Source organism: Planococcus versutus (assembly GCF_001186155.3).
GTDB lineage: Bacteria > Bacillota > Bacilli > Bacillales_A > Planococcaceae > Planococcus > Planococcus versutus.
In genome coordinates, this window is sequence record NZ_CP016540.2 from 1801822 (window position 1) to 1822685 (window position 20864).

24 protein-coding genes are annotated in these 20864 nt (G+C 37.5%); 10 read left to right on the plus strand and 14 right to left on the minus strand.

The features are described from left to right. Positions 1-57 precede the first annotated feature (57 nt). From I858_RS09290 to I858_RS09305, 4 genes are read left to right on the plus strand one after another with little or no spacing between them, the layout of a single operon-like run. Positions 58-648 (plus strand): YkoF family thiamine/hydroxymethylpyrimidine-binding protein, encoded by a 591-nt coding sequence (locus I858_RS09290; protein WP_065524623.1) that lies wholly within the window; start codon positions 58-60, stop codon positions 646-648. A 1-nt stretch (position 649) separates the two neighbouring features. Then, positions 650-1231: an ECF transporter S component gene (locus I858_RS09295; RefSeq protein ID WP_065524622.1), complete on the plus strand. Its 582-nt coding sequence runs from the start codon at positions 650-652 to the stop codon at positions 1229-1231. Further along, complete coding sequence (locus tag I858_RS09300; protein WP_065524621.1) at positions 1224-2654, plus strand: ABC transporter ATP-binding protein; 1431 nt, start codon at positions 1224-1226, stop codon at positions 2652-2654. The genes I858_RS09295 and I858_RS09300 overlap by 8 nt, the downstream gene beginning before the upstream one ends. Further along, positions 2635-3390: an energy-coupling factor transporter transmembrane component T family protein gene (locus I858_RS09305; protein ID WP_157886513.1), complete on the plus strand. Its 756-nt coding sequence runs from the start codon at positions 2635-2637 to the stop codon at positions 3388-3390. The genes I858_RS09300 and I858_RS09305 overlap by 20 nt, the downstream gene beginning before the upstream one ends. A gap of 322 nt (positions 3391-3712) precedes the next feature. Here the strand turns inward: I858_RS09305 and I858_RS09310 are convergent, their stop codons facing one another. The 4 genes from I858_RS09310 to I858_RS09325 form a co-directional block, all read right to left on the minus strand. Continuing rightward, entirely contained in the window at positions 3713-4129 is a 417-nt protein-coding gene (locus tag I858_RS09310) for a hypothetical protein (protein ID WP_065524620.1), read from the minus strand. 368 nt (positions 4130-4497) lie between these two features. Further along, positions 4498-4917, minus strand: coding sequence for a sporulation protein (locus tag I858_RS09315; RefSeq protein WP_065524619.1), 420 nt, complete (start codon positions 4915-4917; stop codon positions 4498-4500). A 64-nt stretch (positions 4918-4981) separates the two neighbouring features. Beyond that, complete coding sequence (locus tag I858_RS09320; RefSeq protein WP_065524618.1) at positions 4982-6169, minus strand: AI-2E family transporter; 1188 nt, start codon at positions 6167-6169, stop codon at positions 4982-4984. Between the two features lie 58 nt (positions 6170-6227). Further along, positions 6228-7181 (minus strand): LCP family protein, encoded by a 954-nt coding sequence (locus tag I858_RS09325; protein ID WP_065524929.1) that lies wholly within the window; start codon positions 7179-7181, stop codon positions 6228-6230. A gap of 219 nt (positions 7182-7400) precedes the next feature. Between I858_RS09325 and msrA the strand changes: the two genes are divergently transcribed. Continuing rightward, positions 7401-7931, plus strand: coding sequence for a peptide-methionine (S)-S-oxide reductase MsrA (gene msrA / locus I858_RS09330; RefSeq protein WP_083553693.1), 531 nt, complete (start codon positions 7401-7403; stop codon positions 7929-7931). 81 nt (positions 7932-8012) lie between these two features. After that, the gene (locus I858_RS09335) at positions 8013-8330 is read left to right on the plus strand and encodes a hypothetical protein (protein ID WP_065524617.1); all 318 of its coding nucleotides are present in this window, start codon (positions 8013-8015) and stop codon (positions 8328-8330) included. Here the strand turns inward: I858_RS09335 and I858_RS09340 are convergent. Next, on the minus strand, positions 8327-9496 hold the full coding sequence (locus I858_RS09340) for an MFS transporter (RefSeq protein ID WP_083553694.1): 1170 nt from the start codon (positions 9494-9496) through the stop codon (positions 8327-8329). The genes I858_RS09335 and I858_RS09340 overlap by 4 nt on opposite strands. Before the next feature lie 214 nt (positions 9497-9710). Between I858_RS09340 and I858_RS09345 the strand changes: the two genes are divergently transcribed. Together I858_RS09345 and I858_RS09350 are read left to right on the plus strand one after the other, a co-directional pair. Continuing rightward, the gene (locus tag I858_RS09345; RefSeq protein ID WP_065524616.1) at positions 9711-9944 is read left to right on the plus strand and encodes a hypothetical protein; all 234 of its coding nucleotides are present in this window, start codon (positions 9711-9713) and stop codon (positions 9942-9944) included. Between the two features lie 105 nt (positions 9945-10049). Continuing rightward, a complete protein-coding gene (locus I858_RS09350; protein WP_065524615.1) occupies positions 10050-11657 on the plus strand; it encodes an ABC-F family ATP-binding cassette domain-containing protein in 1608 nt (535 codons plus the stop codon). A 95-nt stretch (positions 11658-11752) separates the two neighbouring features. Here the strand turns inward: I858_RS09350 and I858_RS09355 are convergent, their stop codons facing one another. The 4 genes from I858_RS09355 to I858_RS09370 form a co-directional block, all read right to left on the minus strand. Continuing rightward, positions 11753-12229, minus strand: coding sequence for a YkvA family protein (locus I858_RS09355; protein ID WP_065524614.1), 477 nt, complete (start codon positions 12227-12229; stop codon positions 11753-11755). Between the two features lie 43 nt (positions 12230-12272). Further along, entirely contained in the window at positions 12273-12479 is a 207-nt protein-coding gene (locus I858_RS09360) for a cold-shock protein (RefSeq protein ID WP_065524613.1), read from the minus strand. Positions 12480-12817: 338 nt separating this feature from the next. Then, the gene (locus I858_RS09365; RefSeq protein ID WP_065524612.1) at positions 12818-13018 is read right to left on the minus strand and encodes a cold-shock protein; all 201 of its coding nucleotides are present in this window, start codon (positions 13016-13018) and stop codon (positions 12818-12820) included. A gap of 183 nt (positions 13019-13201) precedes the next feature. Beyond that, positions 13202-13498, minus strand: a complete 297-nt coding sequence (locus I858_RS09370; protein ID WP_065524611.1) for a DUF1033 family protein — start codon at positions 13496-13498, stop codon at positions 13202-13204. Positions 13499-13703: 205 nt separating this feature from the next. On the opposite strand from I858_RS09370, the gene I858_RS09375 reads away from it, so the two are divergent. Continuing rightward, on the plus strand, positions 13704-14411 hold the full coding sequence (locus I858_RS09375; protein WP_065524610.1) for a 5-bromo-4-chloroindolyl phosphate hydrolysis family protein: 708 nt from the start codon (positions 13704-13706) through the stop codon (positions 14409-14411). Next, positions 14383-15573 (plus strand): toxic anion resistance protein, encoded by a 1191-nt coding sequence (locus I858_RS09380; protein WP_065524609.1) that lies wholly within the window; start codon positions 14383-14385, stop codon positions 15571-15573. Before I858_RS09375 ends, I858_RS09380 begins: the two co-directional genes overlap by 29 nt. 221 nt (positions 15574-15794) lie before the next feature. Here the strand turns inward: I858_RS09380 and I858_RS09385 are convergent, their stop codons facing one another. The 5 genes from I858_RS09385 to odhB all read right to left on the minus strand — a co-directional run bounded on the left by I858_RS09385 (position 15795) and on the right by odhB (position 20844). After that, positions 15795-17648 carry a vWA domain-containing protein gene (locus I858_RS09385; protein WP_065524608.1) on the minus strand — a complete coding sequence of 618 codons (1854 nt, stop codon included), beginning with the start codon at positions 17646-17648 and terminating at the stop codon, positions 15795-15797. A 9-nt stretch (positions 17649-17657) separates the two neighbouring features. Next, complete coding sequence (locus I858_RS09390) at positions 17658-18515, minus strand: ATP-binding protein (protein WP_065524607.1); 858 nt, start codon at positions 18513-18515, stop codon at positions 17658-17660. Positions 18516-18582: 67 nt separating this feature from the next. Then, positions 18583-18780, minus strand: a complete 198-nt coding sequence (locus I858_RS09395; RefSeq protein WP_065524606.1) for a DUF6501 family protein — start codon at positions 18778-18780, stop codon at positions 18583-18585. 129 nt (positions 18781-18909) lie between these two features. Beyond that, a complete protein-coding gene (locus I858_RS09400) occupies positions 18910-19497 on the minus strand; it encodes a DedA family protein (RefSeq protein ID WP_065524605.1) in 588 nt (195 codons plus the stop codon). 87 nt (positions 19498-19584) lie between these two features. Next, a complete protein-coding gene (gene odhB, locus I858_RS09405) occupies positions 19585-20844 on the minus strand; it encodes a 2-oxoglutarate dehydrogenase complex dihydrolipoyllysine-residue succinyltransferase (protein WP_065524604.1) in 1260 nt (419 codons plus the stop codon). Positions 20845-20864 lie beyond the last annotated feature (20 nt).

The window sequence follows — 20864 nt, forward strand, 5'->3', positions numbered from 1 at the left end:
GCTGCATCTTCACGGATGCGGTCTTTTTTGTGCAAATTTTTAAGGAGGAATTAGAATATGGAACCACTACAATGCGGTATGAGTCCAATTGTCGGATTTCGTTTTTCACTCCATCCGATGGCTAGTAATTTTGTCAAAGTAATTAAAGGAGCGTTAACCGACATCGACACCTCGAACGTTTGGTTGCATACGGATGATGTTTCGACAATTATACGCGGTAAGCAAATTCACGTTTTCAATGTTGCCAAAGCACTGACGTTGCACACAGCAAAAACTGGAGAACATGTCGCACTTTCCGGTACCTTTTCGATTGGCTGTCCTGGTGATTCGTCAGGAGATGTCTTTTTAGAAAAAGATGATGTGTTGTTAAATACAGACAAAACACAACAATACGTGTCATCTCAATTTGCGCTGTACCCAATGAACAACCCAGATTACATGGCGGTTATTTACCATGAAGTTGAGCGTGCCAAACAACAAGGTGTTTTTAATGACTCCATGCATTACGCAAGTGGTATTGACGGCGATATTCATGACGTATTCTCTTTTTATGAACAAGCATTCACTAATGCCCTTTCCGACAAACATCGCCATTTGGTGATGACTGTGTCCATGAGCATTAACAGTCCGTCGCACGGAGGTTCGTAAAATGCTGAAATCGTGGAAATTAAAAGAAGTCATTTTGATGTCATTATTTGCAGTTGTCTTTGGTATTGTCTATTTATTGTTTGTTCACGCAGCAAACATTTGGGCAGCTGTAATTGGTCCACTCGCTTATGAATGGATGTTTGGCATTTGGTTTATTGTATCAATTATCTGCATGTATATTATTCGTAAGCCTGGCGCTGCCTTTCTTTCTGAAACGATAGCTTCAGCCATTGAAGTCCTCATTGGTAATGCCGTTGGTCCACGTCTTATTTTATCTGGCGTCATTCAAGGACTTGGCGCTGAAGCCATATTTGCAATGACCGGCTATAAACATTTTAATGTTTTAGTGCTCATGCTTGCCGGAATTGGCTCAGCTGTTTTTAGCTTTGTTTACGGTTACTTTATTTCAGGTTATGCAGTACTAGATCCGTCTTTTATCGCATTAATGTTTACAATTCGTGTCCTTAGTGGTGCGATTATTGCAGGAATTGGCGGGAAGTATATTGGTGACGTTTTACTTGCGACTGGCTCACTTCGGGGTTATGCCATTTCACGTACGAAAAAAGGTGATATCAATGTCTGAAGAGATTTTCTTTTTAAACAGGCTTTCTTTTCGCTTTCCTGAAGATGAGGAAAAAACCTTAGACAAGCTTTCATTCTCGGTTTACCGAGGTGAAAAGCTTGTCATTTCAGGGCCCAGTGGTTGTGGAAAAAGTACGCTTCTTTATTTATTGAATCGCTTGTACCCTGACAACTGCGACGGCATAATAGATGGGGAAATTCTTCTATTTAAGAAAGCAGCTGATGAGTATGCACCTGGGGAAATCAATCACCGCGTCGCGACTGTCTTTCAAGATCCCGATTCACAGTTTTGCATGCCAACTGTTGAAGAAGAACTGGCATTTACACTAGAAAATTTGCATACACCATTTGAAGAAATGAAGATGCGCATCATAGAAGTTCTAAAACTAACAGGATTAATACATTTGCGAAAAGCTGTAATCCAATCTTTATCTGGTGGAATCAAACAACGCATTGCAACTGCTTGTGCGTTAATCATGGATCCTGAAGTGTTATTGCTTGATGAACCACTTGCTCACTTGGATCCTTACACAGCCAGACAATATATCAACTGGCTAAAGGAGCTACAAGTAAAATCGAAGTTGACAATCGTCGTGGTTGAGCACCGGTTGAGCAGTTGGGGAACCTTTTTCGAAAGAGAAATTCAACTTGATAATAATGGCCATTTAGTAGCTGATCGTCCATTTGTATCAAGAGAACCGGTTGTATTTCCACAACGACAGTGTGCCATCCAAGAGAACACGGCGCTACATGCTGAAAAGCTATCCGTGACGATCAAAAACCGACAATTGCTTGCTCCTCTCTCTTTTCTAGTTGAGCGAGGCGAAGTAGTTGTTATTGCAGGACCTAATGGCAGTGGTAAATCGACACTCGTAAAGACGTTATGTGGTGTTTATAAAAAGACAACCGGTACGATCGAGTCAGATAGCATTGGTTACGTTCCACAATCCCCTGAGTATTTATTTTTAACACAAAAAGTTAGCGAAGAAGTCGCTTATTCAAGAACTTCTAGCCGATCAGAACTTGCAAAATTAATGACCAACCTGCGTCTGAAGGAAATCGCTAACGTTCATCCTTTCTGTATTAGCCACGGACAAAAAAGGCGTGTAGCAATAGCCGCGATGCTTGCTGATAAACGGTCAGTACTATTAATGGACGAACCAACTTCTGGACAAGATGCTGCAGCACTTTTAGAACTGTTTGAATTAATCGACCGGCGTTCTCACGAAGGCACAACTTTGCTAATCGTTACGCACGATATGGAATTTGCTGCGAGCATTGCTGACTCAGTCTTACTAATCAAAGATGGACAGCTAACTGGGAAATTTGCCGCAAAAGATCTGTGGCAAAACGACAGACTACTGCTATCTCACCATTTACTGGCACCTAAAGGAGTGACACGTCTTGCGGAATCTTTTGCATGACATGAATCCTTCTGTAAAATTCGTTTTGGTCACAGTGTCAATGCTTGTCCTTTCACTGTTCTTTAATCCATGGACGCCACTATTATTTTGGCTAAGTATCTTTTTTTTGCAACTCACAATGAGTCGTACCAACTGGAAGTTGTGGCTTTTGTTTATGATTCCTTTTTCAATTGGTGCTTTCGGCTATTTATGGACCACCGTCGTCTTTGGTGCAGATACAGGTGGAACCATTATTTGGTCGTTTGCAGGAATTGACGTGACCGGTGCGCAATGGGCGCATGCTTTATCTCTTGCCTTTCGCGTTATGGCATTCTCGACATTGTCTTTGCTATTCGCTTTTACGACCGATCCAGTGAAGTTTATCTTGAGTCTTATGCAGCAATTAAAGCTTTCTCCAAAGCTTGCATATGGTGTAATGGTTGGTTACCAGTTTTTACCGGTGATGAAAGATGAATTCATACAAATTCAACAAGCCCAAAGACTACGCGGTGCAGAAATTCAAAAATATAGTTGGAAACGACTCGTAGCCATCCGTCGTGTACTGATCCCAATGCTTACAGGTGCTGTCAGAAAAGCTGAACGATCCGCTTTTGCTATGGAAGCGCGTGGTTTTACAGGTAAACCAAGAAGTGCTTATTACCGACCTATTCGCCTAAGACGCTTAGATGTGTTAATGTCTGGTATTTTTATGACGATCCTACTTGTCAGCTGTCTCATTGGCAGTTGGTTGAGCTAAAATAATGGTCAGAGTGTTCGAAAAGAAAAATCCTTGGACTAAGGATTTTTCTCTTTTTATAGTACTACTTTTTTTGACTTTTATTTTAATAACCTTGTGCAGTATTTTACATGTATAATGACAAAATCAGTTACTCTAGACCATGCTCTTGATTTTGATCTAATAGATATTTTTCTACTAATTTAAGCAGTCAAAATAAACACATATTTTCTAAAGTTCATTCCATAATAAAAAACCACTGCCTCAGCATGCTGACAAAAGCAAGTTGAAATAGTGGTTTTTAACTCTTAGATTCTGAATGATAATCGGCTTGGTCTTGCGTTTATTTATCATGCTTTTTTCTATTAATCAGATAAACTAAAAAAGCAATACACACAATGATTATTGCAGTTATCCAATTGATTCGTCCTGCTTCTTCATCTAAATCTGCTTTGACTAACGGGGATTTTGTTTCAGTTATTGATACTCCCGCAATCTGCGTTTCAATCGCTATGTATTTTGAAAACACTTGCTTTGTGCGGCTACCCAAAAAAAGAACTTCAGCTGGGCATCTACTTGTCGACTGCTTAACCTTTCTTGATAGTGACAGTTTTTGCGACTGAAGATCCATTCGCAAGTTATCAGGTTGTACTTTACTGGCTACAATTACGCTGTTCGATGATTTTTCATACACCTCATCGGTCATAGCTTGACCAAACACGATTAAGCTCAGCACAAGCAGCAACATCAGTTTCTTCATCTGTCTCCGCTCCAATTTGACCGTTTTTTTCAGTAATGCAGCTATTTTAGTTAAAAATTTACTAACAGAAACTCTGTGCAAATACTAAGAATTCATCGGCAATTAAAGTTCTACAGGTGCTGAGCAGAGCATCTGCAGAACTTTAATTGCCGCCATAAATCGCTAAAATCATTTCATTTCTTAGTTTTTAATTGTTCTAATTACCATTCTTATTCCCTTAAAAATTTCATTTTACGGGAGCCTGTACTTTATTGTCTATCACTAATTGAAGATTCTTTTATATGATATCATAGTTGAGAATGATTATCAATTTCAATAAGTATTTTAGCTTCTGTCAAAAATTTATGCATAAAAAAAGAACTGATTTCTCAGCTCTCTGGTGTTCCATATGTGATGACGTCTTCATCTCGTGCATTAATGCCATTTCTCACATGGACGATTGTACGTAAAATCAATTTTGCTTTTGGATGTTCAAGTGACCATCGTTCATCTGGTACAATTTCAAACTGTTGCATAACTGTATCTTTTGACTTAACAGATCCTGCAAACTCCATTGACTGTTTTGCGATGATCGTTTCATAAAAATCAAAATCACTATCATCTCGTGTATCTTCCACAAGCCTAATTACATTCAACTCGATAAAGTCAATTGTTTGCTCACCGTCGCCTCCATCCAAGTAAATCGTTCCATTTAATGTTTCGCCTTCTTCTAAATGCGGCATTTCTACTACTGTGTTTACTTTTAATGACCCTATGCCAATTGATGATAAAAAATCTTTAAACTTCATAGCCTAGAAACCTCCACTTTTTATTAGTCCTTGTATACCACAATTCATCTAAATTTAAACAAGTTTATAGTTCTGTATAGTTGTATTGATTTTCTAAATTGGTTTCGTGTCTATTGTATCGACGTTTAAATAACTTATAAAAATGAGAAACTAATACTCTTAATAATGCATACATAGGAATACCCAGAATAACTCCCACAACTCCAAATAACGAGCCCGCAGTTAACAACACAAAGATAATCGTCACTGGATGAACAATCATCGTTTTGCCCATGACTTGAGGAGAAATTAAATTCCCTTCTACTAATTGAACTACAGTCCAGACGATTGCCAGTTTAACAAGCATGAATGGTGATGTCACCAATGCGATAATAGCAGCCGGTGCGATGGCAATTGCAGGACCGATATAAGGAACTACACTTGTGACCATGGCTAGAACACCAAGTAACAATGCATAATCCATGCCAATAATTAAGAATCCAATATAGACCATAACGCCAATGCAAAATGCCACGATCAATTGTCCTTGTATATAAGCACCTAGCTGTTTATCTGCTTCTGCAAAAACTTCTCGTGTATCATCTCTATATCTCGGAGGCAATAACTTCAAGAAATACTCCGGCAATTTCTCACCGTCTTTTAACAAATAAAACAAGATAAATGGAACAATGACAATCGATAAAATAACACTCGTAATCGTCGAAATTAATCCTGTCAAACCTGAAATAATGCTAGTTACAGTATTTTGCAATGTGTCTGCAATATTATTAGGCAATGTTGCAAGCAAGGTATCTAATGTGAAGTCAGATTCACTATAATAATTACCAACAAACGATGTTCGTAAAAACGCATCAAAGTCTGTTAACAACTGCATGAAATACTCTGGAAATTCAGCAACTAAGTTTTGAAATTGAGAACGCAAAAATGGAAAGACTAATACAATAAGCAACGTGAATAGTCCGACTACACCAAGAAAAATAAGAAGAATTCCCCAAATACGAGAAATTTTAAAGTTTTCTAGCATACGCAACACAGGACGCAACAAGTAAAATAAGACCAAAGCTAAAACAATGGGCAAGACAACTGTTTTCATGAAAACAGTTACTGGATGAAAGATAAATGAAACTTCTCTAAAAATATAAATAACAATTCCAATCAATACTAATGAAAACAATGTAAACAACGTATTTTTCCCACCTAAAAACTGTATATAATTAGTAGAAAAAAAAGACCGCTTGTCTTCTGAATCCATATGCTTCCCCTTTTCTGAATAAACTTTATAATTCTATTTTAACATAATTTCACTCTACTTAGTTTAAAGCTTGTGATAAAAATTCACGCAATGCTTGTTTGTTCTGTTCAATATCAATATCAAGAACTGATCCTGCTTGTGGATAATTACCATAACTATAACTATCTTTTACAGGTAATGTTAAACGTTCAACTTCTCCGCCACCGCTTGTTGCTAATTGAGTCGCTAACTTTATTTGATCCGTTAATGGCATATCTGTTTGCACATATCCTTGTAAGGCTCCCGCTAGCTTAGGTAATTTTGGAATTGAAGAAACTGTTGCCATTTCTTCTTTCATTGCGGCAATCACTTGTTGCTGTCTGCGCACGCGTCCAAAATCGCCTTCATTATCCGCACGGAAACGTGCATACCCTAAAAGTTCCTTGCCGTTTAATTTTTGCAGACCTGGTGTTAAAGAAACACCAATATTTTTAGACATTTCTTTCTCCACATCAATCTCTACACCGTTAGGAACTGCAACATCAACAAGACTTTCAAAACTTGAAAAATCAATCAATGCAAAATGATGAATTTCTATGCCAAACATCTCACGCAAAGTTTCAGCAAGTAAATCCACTCCGCCTAAATAGTAAGCCGTATTCAATTTATAGGATTGGTAGCCAGGAATGTCTGCATATATATCGCGCATAAATGATGTTAATTTCACTTTATTATTTATTTTGTCGTGCGTAACGAGCATCATCGTATCAGTACGAGATTTTTCTTCTCCACGGGAATCGACACCCAGTACTAAAATATTTTCATAATTTCCGTTAGGTGCATCTTCTGCGAATTGTACGGGTTCTTGGTCTGTCGTTTCGGTTTCCGCCATTTCTTTACCTGCTTTAAACTGAAGAAATATATAAGCACCACCGGCGATTAACGCGATCAAGAGCATAAAAACGATGCCACGTAATCGAACTTTTCTTTTTCTACGTCTTTTTCTATGAATAGGTTGTAATTCTTCGTTCATCATATTTACACTCCTTTAGTAAACTTTTACGTTAATAAGACGCATAAGTAGTTAGTAAGTTTCTAGTTTTGATCTCAACAGTATATGATTTATTTTTAGCATCTACATTAAAAGCTTTTTATTTCTTTCTATCATATGTTCTATAAATGAAGACATTTTTATTGTCTCTACCTCGCCAGAGTGGTAATATTTTCTTAGCAATAAGAGAGGAGAATTATTATGATAGAAAAAGCAATCTTTGCAGGCGGGTGCTTCTGGTGCATGGTCAAGCCATTTGATCAATTTGATGGCATTGAACACATCGTTTCCGGTTATAGCGGTGGACATGTAGAAAACCCGACATATGAACAAGTGAAATCTGGAACGACGGGTCATATGGAAGTTGTAGAAATTACATTCCAACCTGCAGTCTTCTCTTATGAACAATTACTGGATATTTTTTGGCAGCAAATTGATCCAACAGACGACGAAGGACAATTTCAAGACCGTGGTCCCTCTTATCGTGCAGCAATTTTTGTCCATAATGAACGACAACGGGCAATTGCAGAACATTCTAAGCAACAACTCGAAGCTAGCGGGCGTTTTAACAAGCCAGTCATTACCGAAATACGCGATGCAGTGCCATTTTATCCAGCTGAAGACTATCATCAAGATTTTCATAAGAAAAATCCTGAATACTACAAAAATGATCGAGCGGCATCTGGCCGTGACGAATTTCTTTCCACTAAATGGGATAAAGTTAACGTTTAATGCGTTAACTTTTTTTAACGCTAGGTAAAAACTGATTATTCCATCAACTTTTCATTACTCGATAATTAAGGAGGCATTAGATTGAGGCTTATCGAATCGGTTGATCCAATTATTATGCAATTAGTAATTGTTCCTTTTGTTGTTATTGGGATTGGTATTTTAATAGCTGTAGTCACTAAAAAAATTTATATGGGACCTATTACAACTATGATTTTGACGTTAAGTTATAATTATTGGTACTTCACTACTTTTTTCCCAGATTCCAAACTATCATTTACGATGATTTCATCTTGGTGTATTATATTCCCATTGCTCTCTCTCTATCTTACTTGGTTAATTTTGAGGCAACTTCAAACCATTAAGTCTTCATTTGCTATAGAAGCTCGTGATCTTGATTAATCTTTTTGATTAAGCAAAATAGCGAAAATCAGCAGCAGTATTATAAACCCTAAAAACATAAACAAAGTAACGATGTGAGTGCCTGTTTGATCATAAATGACGCCAATTGTAAAGGGCATAAACGCTGAAATAATATAGCCACCCGATTGCGTCATTGCAGTCCAACTGTTGGCTTCATCTGCAGAAGTTGTTTCATCAAGAGGCATTAGCAACGCAATTGGAAACAGACCACCTAACGCAATACCAATAAAAGCAGCAGCTATCCATATGGCCGTCACGTCTCCAAACAATAGTAAACATACTCCGATAGCGCCAGAACTTAACACCATTATAATCCAACCCAAGCGATTAGGAAATTTGCTAAAAAATAATGGAATGCTAATGTTTCCAGCTATTTGAACTGCTGTCATTAACGTTAAGACACCACCCGCTGCCAAAACAGACATCCCTTTTTCAATCGCAATCGGTGCAAGCCAAGTAAGCATTGAAAAAAACAATGACGATTGAAATCCAAAAAACAACAACATGTACCAGGCTCGTTTATTTCTTACTAGCGATATTCGAGTGGGTGGAAGATCTGTTTGTTTGACTTTTATTTCAGGTGGTTGTTCTGCCCGCAGCCAAACAATTATAGCGAACACAGACAACAAACCCCAGCTAGCGATAGCGAATGGCCAATCTACAAGTGTATAAAATAGACCTGTCAATCCTGCAGACAATGTAGCCCCGAGCCCCATTCCAAAAGAATACACTCCAATCAATGCAGCTGTTCGTCTTGGAAAGTCTCGTTTAATCATAGCTGAAAGTAACGGACTAATTACCGCAATAGCCAAGCCAATAAAAAACGCACTGATTAACAGTACTGGATAGGTTGGTAAAAACCCCCTAGCTAATGTGAAAATGCCGATCATTGCTAACAGCACAGCAATAGATCGTTTCAATCCAAATTTTCGACCAAAAAAAACTGCTAACGGTGCAAAAAGCCCCATACAAAATACAGGAACAGCCGTCAACAAACTTACTTCACTATTGCTTAAATTCAAATCATTGCGAATAGGTTCAAGCATCGGTCCAATAGACGAAATTGCAGGTCGTAAATTTAATGCCACAAACAAAATGGCCACAATCATTAAGCTTATTGCAGAATTATTCTTCGATTCAGCCACTCTTTTCCCTCCATTAACTAAACTAACTAACATTTTTTTATTATAATGATTTCTATCCAGTATATGCTTATTTTACTTTGTTAATTTCTAAAAGTAAAAAAGGACAAACATAACTGTAAATAAAGTTTAAATTTTTACCAATTTCGCTCTATATACAAACTTGTGTTCTCTACCTTACTTCATTTAAACTAAGAGTGTGAAAGGCGGGTTGCCGATGAAACTCGTAAATTGGAGTTACGCAAAACGGTATAATATAAAAGCAATTTTCGATGAATTTCCACATGTTGTCGTTTTATTCCGCCAAATTGGTGGGTATTACTTTATTTATTCCATGAAAGGGTTGACCTCAGAGCATATTCCAGGGCGACGCGACTATGTTCGCATGGAATATTTGCTCAACAAAGAACTTGGCATGCTAGAAGCTTATTTAGAACGTAAAACAAGATAAAATAATTCTGTTTTCAGTTTATACAAGACCACAGTCGATTGCTATCGATTTCTTTGGATTTCATGGTATACTAATCTTATTGTGAAATTTAGGAGGTACGTATACATGATAGCTGCAAATGATGTAAGTCTTCGCTTTGGTGATCGTAAACTATTTGAAGATGTAAATATTCAATTTAACCCCGGTAATTGCTACGGATTGATTGGTGCCAATGGTGCTGGAAAATCTACTTTCGTCAAAATTCTTTCTGGTGAAATTGAGCCACAATCCGGAAATGTTTACATGGGCTCAGGTGAGCGTCTTGCTGTACTAAAGCAAAACCATTTTGAGTACGAAGAGCACCCTGTTCTTGAAACTGTAATCATGGGACATAAAAAACTATATGAAGTCATGTCTGAGAAAAATGCGATCTACATGAAAGAAGATTTTTCTGACGAAGATGGCATGCGTGCCGCTGAACTTGAAGGCGAGTTTGCTGAATTGAATGGTTGGGAAGCTGAATCTGAAGCAGCAATTCTTTTGCAAGGACTTGGAATTAGTGAAAAACTACACGATAAGAAAATGGCTGAACTTTCTGGTTCTGACAAAGTAAAAGTACTTTTAGCACAAGCTTTGTTCGGTAAGCCGGACGTTCTATTACTAGATGAGCCTACCAACCATTTAGATTTAAAAGCGATTCAGTGGTTAGAGGAATTCTTGATCAACTTTACAAATACAGTGATAGTTGTATCCCATGACCGTCACTTTCTTAATAAAGTATGTACGAATATTGCCGATCTTGACTTTGGTAAAATTCAATTATATGTTGGTAACTATGACTTTTGGTATGAATCAAGCCAATTAGCAACACGTTTAGCTTCAGATCAAAATTCGAAAAAAGAAGAAAAAATTAAAGAACTTCAAGCATTTATTGCGCGTTTCTCTGCCAACGCTTCTAAATCGAAACAAGCAACTTCTCGTAAGAAAACGCTTGATAAAATTGAATTAGACGATATTCGCCCATCTTCTCGTAAATACCCGTTTGTTAACTTTACAGTTGGTCGCGAAATCGGCAATGATGTTTTAACGGTTAGAGATCTAAGCCAGACAGTAGACGGCAACCAATTATTAAACACGATTAGCTTCAATTTGAGTAAGGAAGATAAAATTGTTTTGATCGGTGACCCACTTGCTAAATCAGCGCTTCTGCGCGTATTAGCAGGCGAAGATCAACCAGCTACGGGAGAATGCAGATGGGGCGTAACCACATCACGTGCTTATTTACCTATCGATAACTCGAGCTATTTTGAAGGCAGCGAAACATCTCTAGTAGACTGGCTTCGCCAGTATTCTCCAGACGATGAAAGTGAGACTTTCCTGCGCGGCTTTCTTGGTAGAATGTTATTCTCTGGTGAAGAAGTTAAAAAGAAACCTTCTGTTTTATCCGGCGGTGAAAAAGTGCGTTGCATGCTTTCCAAAATGATGTTGTCTCACGCGAACGTTCTTTTGTTGGACGAACCAACAAACCATTTGGACTTAGAGTCTATCCAAGCATTGAATAACGGCATGATCGCTTTTAAAGGCGCTATGGTATTTACTTCTCATGACCATCAATTTATCCAAACTGTTGCAAACCGAGTAATTGAAATCCGTGAAGATGGATCAATCCTTGATAAGCAACTTAGCTACGATGAATTTTTGGAATGGAAAGAAAAAGAAGGCATTACAAACTAAAGTGGCACAACAAGATCACTCGTTGAGTGGTCTTGTTTTTGTCTATGTACAGAAAAAAGCTGTAGATCTGCTTAGATCTACAGCTTTTTTATTTTTTACTTTGTAAACCGTTTAACCAATCGGCCTGCAGGTAATTTAGAAACATATTTATTTCCTGAATTGGATATTTTTTTAATTAGTTTTAATAAGTCTTCATCACCAGTCCAGTGCTCTGTCACTACTTCTGTTGGGAATTTATTTAAAATGGTATTAATAACAAATACCGCCACGACTACATCATCCAAAAATCCACCAGGACCTACCAAAATCTCAGGCAAAAAATCAATAGGTGCGATGAAATACAAAATCCCTGCGCCTACTGCCGCTTTATTTTTTGCATCAATACGGCTGTCTAGCATCATTCTTGTTAACAAATGAAATAAATCGGGTGCAAACAATATATATCCGCTAACCGATCCTATCAATCCTGATTTATTATCTGCCCATTTTTGTATTTTCGTTCGAAGCTTTTGATAGAAATCTTGTTGTTTCTTCTCACTTGGCATTGGTTTTTTTAAGTATTGTTCAACCATACGTTCATCCCCCTTGACCTTCTAATTTAATTGCTCCAACTGATTAAAAAACTAATGTAATGTTTGTAGCTAAGCGTTCTTTATCAGGCACACCATCCACTATCGTAAATTTGACAAGCTGTCCTGGATTTAGTTTTCTAAAACCTTCTACGTTAATATGCATTTCTTCAAAGAAAAAATTTTCACCATTGTCGCCTGTAATCGTACCTATTCCTTTGTTCTCATCAAATGACTTTACTGTACCTTCCATTCCAAAAACCTCCTACATTTTCTTTGCCAGTATTTATTTATACCCCGTTATTAATTACTAAAAACCTTACATAGGAAAGTTTAAAGACATGACAAATTGACACACGGTGTTTCTTTTGATATAGAGGTAAAATTTGACTGGGTAGAGATTGGCTTTTTCTTACCTGCGATGAAAATCATTTTATAGATTTTGATGATTCTATCCATCTTATTAGACATAATTACCGTATGGTTAGAGCTATAAAAGAAAACTTAACTATTTCCGGTTTTTTGTATGATGGTGATTGTTAAGCAAATTCTAAAAAAAAAAGAACTACTCCTAAGAGCAGTTCTTGAAAATTAGGCTTTAGTTACGTTTGTTGCTTGTGGTCCACGGTTGCCTTCTTCTACTTGAAATTCAACACGTTGCCCTTCATCAAGCGTTTTAAACCCTTCGCCTTCGATTGCTGAGAAATGTACGAATACATCGTCTCCACCTTCAACTTCGATAAAACCAAAGCCTTTTTCTGAGTTAAACCATTTTACTGTTCCTTCTTGCATGTAAATTACCTCCTGTGGTAAAAAAAGTTTTTAATATGGAATCTTTACATAAAAAAATTCACATATTCCCTAAAGTACCATCACGTGCTGATCACTTTGGGGAATAGGTGAATAGCTATCGTTCGGTCAAGAATTCATATTGTCTATTTAGTATATCAAATTGACTACAAAAGTCAAATAAATCTAATAACTCGTTGAAGATTTGCCGTCAACTAGCCAAATCAGCCCATGAAACACTTGCAAGTCTTCTTCGCATTTATCGCAATATTCTACTTCTTCTTCATTCCAATAACAATAAAAAGCTTGATTTCTTTGTTCATGTTCCGGAAAACGATAACTGAAATCTTGTTTAAGTGTTTCTAGAAAACCCATTGCCTCTTTGGCTGAAGTAAATTCATGTCGTGAGACAACACTTTTTTCCCAACCGTCAAACATCCACCATGGTTCATAATCTGTTTTCATGTAGATGATTTCATGCATAGTTGGTAGCCTCATTTCTTTCTTATTAGCATTGTGTCAAACCCTAAATGACTTGTAAAGTGTTTCGCGCCGATTGCTACATGGAATTCGAAAGTTTGTATTGACTTGTTATTTCACGTAAAATATAGAAGAGAGAATGCGCTGCAATGAAACTTTTCAGCGCGCTGAACGTATAGATTAAGTAGTAGTGAAGGAGGTTCTTTGCATGAAGCCCCTAAAGCCGATTGAAAATTTTATTAAAAGGCAATCTGTCAGTTTGCCTATTATGGCGGTAATGTTTCCAGTTCTTTATTTAGGAGCTGAAATTGGTTTTATTGCTTCTGGAGCAGTTGCTGCTGGAACGTATATTGCCAGTAATAGCACGATAAAACAAGTTCAAATTTCTTCTGATTCTAAAAACTTTGGAATGACACGAAGTGAATTCAAGAATGTACGCGTGCAAATAAAAGAAGCACAAGAAAAAATCAAGCAACTTCAAAGTAATTATTACAAGGTCCGTTCCATTTCTTCGTTTAAACAATTGATTGAAATGACGAAAATTTCTAATAAAATCATTACTGTTGTACAACAAAATCCAAGAAAGTTTTATTTAGCAGAACCGTTTTTTTATTCCCATCTAGACTCAGCAATTGAATTAACAGAAAAATATACCTTACTTGTCGGCCAACCAGTGAAAGATCAAGACATGCGCATCGCTCTTCAAGATACACGTGAGATGTTGTTATCGCTTAACAAAGTTATGGAACAAGACTTAAAGCTTGTTTTATCTGGTGATATAGAGAGATTACGTATGGAACTCGATTATGCACAGTTAGCCGTTGATCAACACAACAATCAGAAATTACTTGTTCAGGCAGAACCTGAACATAAGGGAGACGTGAAAGATGACAGAAAAACCATCAACTCGAAGTGAATTAGATGATTTATTGGAATCTCCATTTGGCATGCAGATGGAAAAACAGGATCGATCGATCACTGAACAGTCTGAAGAACGTCCAGCATCCATTATGGATCGATTAACAAATGAAGAACAGGCAAAAGCACGCGAACTCGCAAAACAAATACCAACTGGTGATAACGAAGCGATTTTAACATATGGCGCGAATGCACAAAATCAATTGAGTCAGTTTTCTCATAAAATGTTGGACCATGTGCAGCGCAAAGACATTGGTCCTGTCGGAGATGTTCTTCACGACTTGATGAAAAAACTAGAAGAATTAAATCCAGAAGAATTAACGCAAGGCAGACGCAATGGGATCCGGAAATTGTTTTCAAAAGCTAAATACTCTGTACAAGAAATGATGACAAAATATCAAAAATTGAGTACACAAGTTGATCGCATTAGCATTCAGCTTGATCACTCAAAACGCGGATTGCTGGATGATGTTCAGCTGCTAGACCAGTTATACGATCAAAACAAAACGTATTTTCAAGCGTTAAATGTTTATATCGCAGCTGCAGAAATTAAACGTGATGAAATTATGACTGAAACTATTCCTGCTTTGCGCAAAAAAGCAGAAACTTCACAAGATCAAATGGTTTATCAAGAAGTCAACGACATGGTTCAGTACGTCGATCGTTTAGAAAAACGACTTTATGATTTGCAGTTGTCGCGTCAAATTACTATTCAAAGTGCACCGCAAATACGCATGATTCAACAAACGAACCAGACTTTAGCAGAAAAAATTCAATCGTCGATCATGACATCCATTCCTCTTTGGAAAAACCAAATTGCTATTGCACTTACATTAAACAAACAACTAAAAGCGGTAGAAGCTCAAAAACAAGTCACAGCAACAACAAATGATTTGTTGCTTAAAAATTCTGAGATGTTAAAAATGAATTCAATTGAAACCGCTCGCGAAAATGAACGCGGCATTATTGAAATTGATACATTGAAAAAAACACAAGAAAACTTATTAGAGACAATTGAAGAAACGTTGCAAATCCAAGCAGAGGGTCGCAGAAATCGAAAAGCTGCAGAACTTGAAATTGGACGTATGGAAGAAGATCTTAAACAACGTCTTCTACTTATTCATGAAGATCACGAAAAAAAACATGATCATTCGATTTAACGAAAAAACCGGAAGCCTCGAGCTTCCGGTTTTTCGTTATTGACGATGAGTAGATTGATTGGACAGTATTGCGTTTTGTTTGGATAGTATTCGACTGCTTTTCGACAGTATTTTATCTAATTTGGACAGTATTTGCACTTATTCAGACAGTATGCCCATTATCTGTAAAAAAACAATTTCTCAATCCACGAAAAATTTAAGACACTTCCTAAAACTTATCTTTATCCAGACTTAATAACCAAGTGAAGACTTCTTTTTAACAAACGCAGCGTCTGTTCTACAAACTGTTCAAGTGAATCTGCACTGACAGATTTATTGCCATACATCTTACGATAAAAAGCAGCTTGATCTTCTGAAATTGAGTTACTGCTTAAAAATAGATGCAAAACTTCAATGTCTTGCTTTTTCGCTTCTGTCACAGCGTTTGCGGTGTCCACTACACCGTTCTCTGCATAATTATAGGCAGATGGCTCACCGTCAGAAAAGACTAGTAAAAAGCGGTGTTTTTCAGTTCTACGTTTCAGTCTTTTGCTCATCCAGCGAATTGCAAAACCGTCACGGTTGTCTTCGTGGGCATCAAATGATGCAATCGTCTCTGCATGGTCTTTTTTGCGATCTTCGAATTTATGCATCCATTCAAAATAGTTTGGTTGTTCCGCATCACTTGCCTCGTAGGCATCTTCATAAAACAAGACGATTTCATGTGGTACATCCAAACCGCGCAACACATCGTGAAACAATAAGACTGCTTGCTTTGTTTCTTCTAGTTTATCAAGCATCGATGCTGACCCATCGATCAATAAGCAAAAAACCGCATCCAGTTCTTTCGAAGGCGCTGTTTTGCGATAAAACGGTTTTGGTCGCTCTTCCACTACAAGTGGTACGAGTTTTTTCGACAGTCTTCCTGCATTTAAATTACTGCGAATGCCTTCTTGTCTTTGCGTCATACGTTTTTTTAATTCTTTTAACAATGAGCGTACATAAGGTGTTTGTTTTCTTCGCCAGTTTTCAATAGTTAAGCGATGATCACTTGAAGCTTTCAGCCTCGACTCATGATAGACCACTTGATCATTTGCGGATCCAAATTCCCCTTCCGCTTTTTTAGGTTTGCTATTCATTTGGCGATCTTCTACGTGGCTGTCTTCTTTATACTCACCAGTCGAATCGCCTTTTGCTGTTTGTTGAACTTCGCCCGTTCCTTCTGCTTCTCTGCCACCTTCAGCAAGTTGTGAGTCACCTCGCTCTAACTCAAACTCCATCGCAGGCGTTTCAGCTAGTTTAGTTTCTCGGTGCCAAGCGTCGAACCATTCTTCTATGGTATCAATTTCTTCGGGGTTTTCTGCTCTTTCTGCTCGAATGCCTTCGTGATAATGAAATGGAGGCACTTTTTCGACGTCTTCACCAAATGTATAATACGTATGGCGTGCATCTGATTCTAATAGAAATTCAAGACGATCCATCATACGATTAACAATTTTCACAGAATCTTTCGTTGATTTCGCTTCAAACAACTCTGTCCAAATAAACGATAACCCTAACAACTTCTCTCCTGTATCAATGTCTTTGCCACGTAATTGCAAATAGGCTGCATTGATCAATAAATCTGCTCGAAAGCTTTTTTTCAAGTTCTGCTTGGATTGATCTTCATGGTAAGTTGTATACACGTCTTCTCTTGTGTTAAAAGCTCCGGTGGTTCCTGGTCGAGATATTTTAATAAATTCAGACAGCCGAAATTCTTCTGCACATAAAAGCAATTGTTCTCGAAGACTCGGCAATTTTGAATCTGTTTTTTTAAATTCTCGCCAATCCTGTAAGTCAAAATGACGCCAAAACCCAGCTGCCATCAAATAAATATCTGACAAATAACCGTGTCGCTCTATTTTTTTTGTTCGATGACGCCAAAAAACACTCATAGACAGCGCAGATTCTGATGGCCGGAGTTCTACTAACTTTCGCGTCGTCACTTTTAAATAAGGAGCATCGGCCATCGCTCCTGCAAGTAATTCCATTTGATGAAGTAGCTTTGTATCAATGGTTTCATCATTAAATTGAATAAAGCGGTTTACTGATGTCATCTCTCTCACCTACTTTTTCCAAGTATGAGCCAAATCCATAAACAAATCGCGTTCGCTTTCATCATCTAATTTTTCTGCAATGGCGTATTGCACTGCACGTAAAGGATCCATGTGTTCCGAAAGAGCCGTCGCATCAAGTAAACTGCGAATCGAAGCTGCTTCTTCTGATAACAAGCCATTTTTAACTTGCTTCATTAAATCTTCTGCTAAATTTAACATAAATGATTTTAACAGTTTATCAGCTGTTGGAAATTCTCGATCCCACAGTTCACTTAGTTGCTGTCCTGTTAAATATGGAATGGGGAATGCGATAAAACGATTTTTTAACGCTTCGTTCATTGGTGCTGTCCCGATATAGCCTTCGTTAATTGCTGAAATAACCCCAAAATTAGGATGAGCCTCAATAACTTCACCTGTAAACGGATTGGTCATCATGCGCCGATGATCTAACGCACTATGAAGAATCGGTAAAGTCTCTGCTTTTGCCATATTGATTTCATCAATATATAAGAAGTGTCCTTTTCTCATCGCTGTAACTACAGGTCCTTCCACAAACTCAATAATGCTTTGTCCTTCACGTTGAACCAGTGTTTTAAAGCCTAACAGTGCTTCTGCATCTAAATCAACTGAACAGTTAATACTTTGCATAGGTTGTCCAAAAAAAGCGGATATACTTTCTGCAAGTTTTGTCTTACCTGCACCTGTAGGACCTTTAAGTAATACAGGTTTACGCAAAACAATTGCAAATAGGATATCTTGCCATAAGTGATTGTCTGGAGCAATATAGCCTGGTTTGCCAATTAATTTTTCGTACTCATCGTGTGTTCGTTGTTGTCGCTTTAGAACATCTTCTTGAATGTATGACATCTTTTCATCCTCTTTCCCACAGAAAAAGCCGATGTGCTCCATCGGCTTTTCATCAGTATTCACCTTTTTATTCAAAATAAGTTTTATAAAACCCACCAATTTTCCCTGTATTGTCTACCACAAAAATAAATTCATCGGTTTCATTTTTTACTTTATATTCTTTTCCGACAGTTAATACATTCGAAACCAAAAACTTAGCTGCATTTGTGTGCTTACATATTACGGTTTTAATCGTTTCTTTTTCCAACCATTCGTTGTGAATCACAGTCATCATCCTTTTCTATCTGTCTATACATTCAGTATAAGGAAAAAGCAAGGTAATTTCAAACAGACTCAGTTACAAATTCCAATCCAATTAACAGTCATCTAAGAATTTGTAAGAGTTGTTATTATTTTATTTTGTTTTATTTTTACTAACGACATAACGCCAAACAATCAGTATGATAATGAAAGTTGATACTAAGATCAAGAATACTTGTACATGTTCGAGTATCGATTGATAAGCATAAGGAAATGACCGACCGATACTAAAGTAAAGGAACATCCAAACAAAACCTGCGGTATACGCAAATAACACATAGCGAAAAAATGGAAATCGGTTTGCTCCTACTACATATGGCATTGCCCAACGGATGCCAGGCAAGAAAAAACTAAAAGCAATTGCCCATTCTCCATGTTTTTCTAAAAATCCACTAAACCGACCGATTGCATGTTTTAACCGCGTTTGGTTTAAGCGATTTAATAATCGATGTCCCCAACTCCGACCAATTAAATACGCAAAAGTATTACTCGTGACTAAGCCTAAATATGCAGATAAAAAAGCATAGACTGGCTTAAAATAACTGATTTCTGTTAACACCCCTGAAAAAGCTGCAGCTACTTCATTTGGAATGGGTAATCCAAAAAGTAGTAGCCAATTAAAAACAAACATACTAAAATAACCATATTCTTTTACTAAGTCAATGAAAAATGAAATATCCATGAATTTCTACCGCCTTAGGCTGTTGTTCCTTTTATCATGACAAAAAAAGATAGTCCTGCAATGCAGGACTATCTTTTTAATTATTTATTAAGATTCCAGTAAGAGATCTTCTGGATTTTCGATCATATTTTTAACCATCTTCAAGAAACCAACAGAATCGCTTCCGTCAATTACGCGGTGATCGTATGAAAGAGCCACATACATCATCGGACGAATTTCGACTTCATCGCCAATTGCTACTGGACGTTTTTGGATTGTGTGCATTCCAAGAATACCTACTTGTGCACCATTCAAAATAGGCGTAGATAGCAATGATCCAAAGACACCACCGTTAGTAATTGTGAACGAACCACCTGTCATGTCTGCAATTGACAGCTTTTTATCACGCGCTTTTTTAGCAAGTTCACCAATTGTCTCTTCAATTTCAGCAAAGTTCTTTTTGTCCGTATCGCGGACGATTGGCACAACAAGTCCTTCTTCAGTTGAAACAGCAATTCCTACATCATAAAACTGTTTTAGCAATACATCTGTACCTTCTAATTCAGCGTTAACATATGGGTATTTTTTCAAAGCAGCAGTAACTGCTTTTGTGAAGAATGACATAAATCCAAGTTTCACATCGTTATTTTTAAGAAATTGATCTTTTTTACGGCTACGCAATGCCATTACATTAGTCATATCAATTTCATTGAAAGTAGTCAACATTGCCGTTGATTGTCTAACTTCAAGAAGACGTTTTGCAATTGTTTGACGGCGTCTCGTCATTTTTTCACGAACAATACGACCGCTTTCTTCATCCGAAGAAAAAGCAGATTTTGGTGCTTCTGCTTTAGCAGCAGGTGCACTTGCAGCAGGTTTTGACCCATGAGCTTCCACATCTTGAACGCGTACGCGGCCCATTGGATCTACTGGAGAAATTGCAGCAAGGTCAATTCCTTTTTCACGTGCCAATTTGCGAGCTGCTGGGCTTGCAATGGTACGATCAGAAGAAGACTGCTCTTCTGCTGCTGGATCTTTTTCTACAGGTTCTTGAGTTGCAGGAGCTTCTGTTTTAGCGGGCTCTTCTGCTTTTTGTGGAACTTCTTCAGCTTTAGGTGCTGTAGTTTCCCCAGAACTTTCGCCAACAATTGCGATAACTTGTCCAACTTCAACTGTATCACCTTCTTGTGCTAAGTGTTCTTGAACAACTCCAGCTTCTTCGGAAATAACTTCAACGTTAACTTTATCTGTTTCAAGTTCAACGATGAATTCTCCTTTTTCTACTGTGTCGCCCGGCTGTTTAAGCCACTGAGCGATTGTTCCTTCTGTAATCGATTCTGCTAGTTCTGGTACTTTAATCTCTGCCACAAAAAATTCCTCCTTAGATT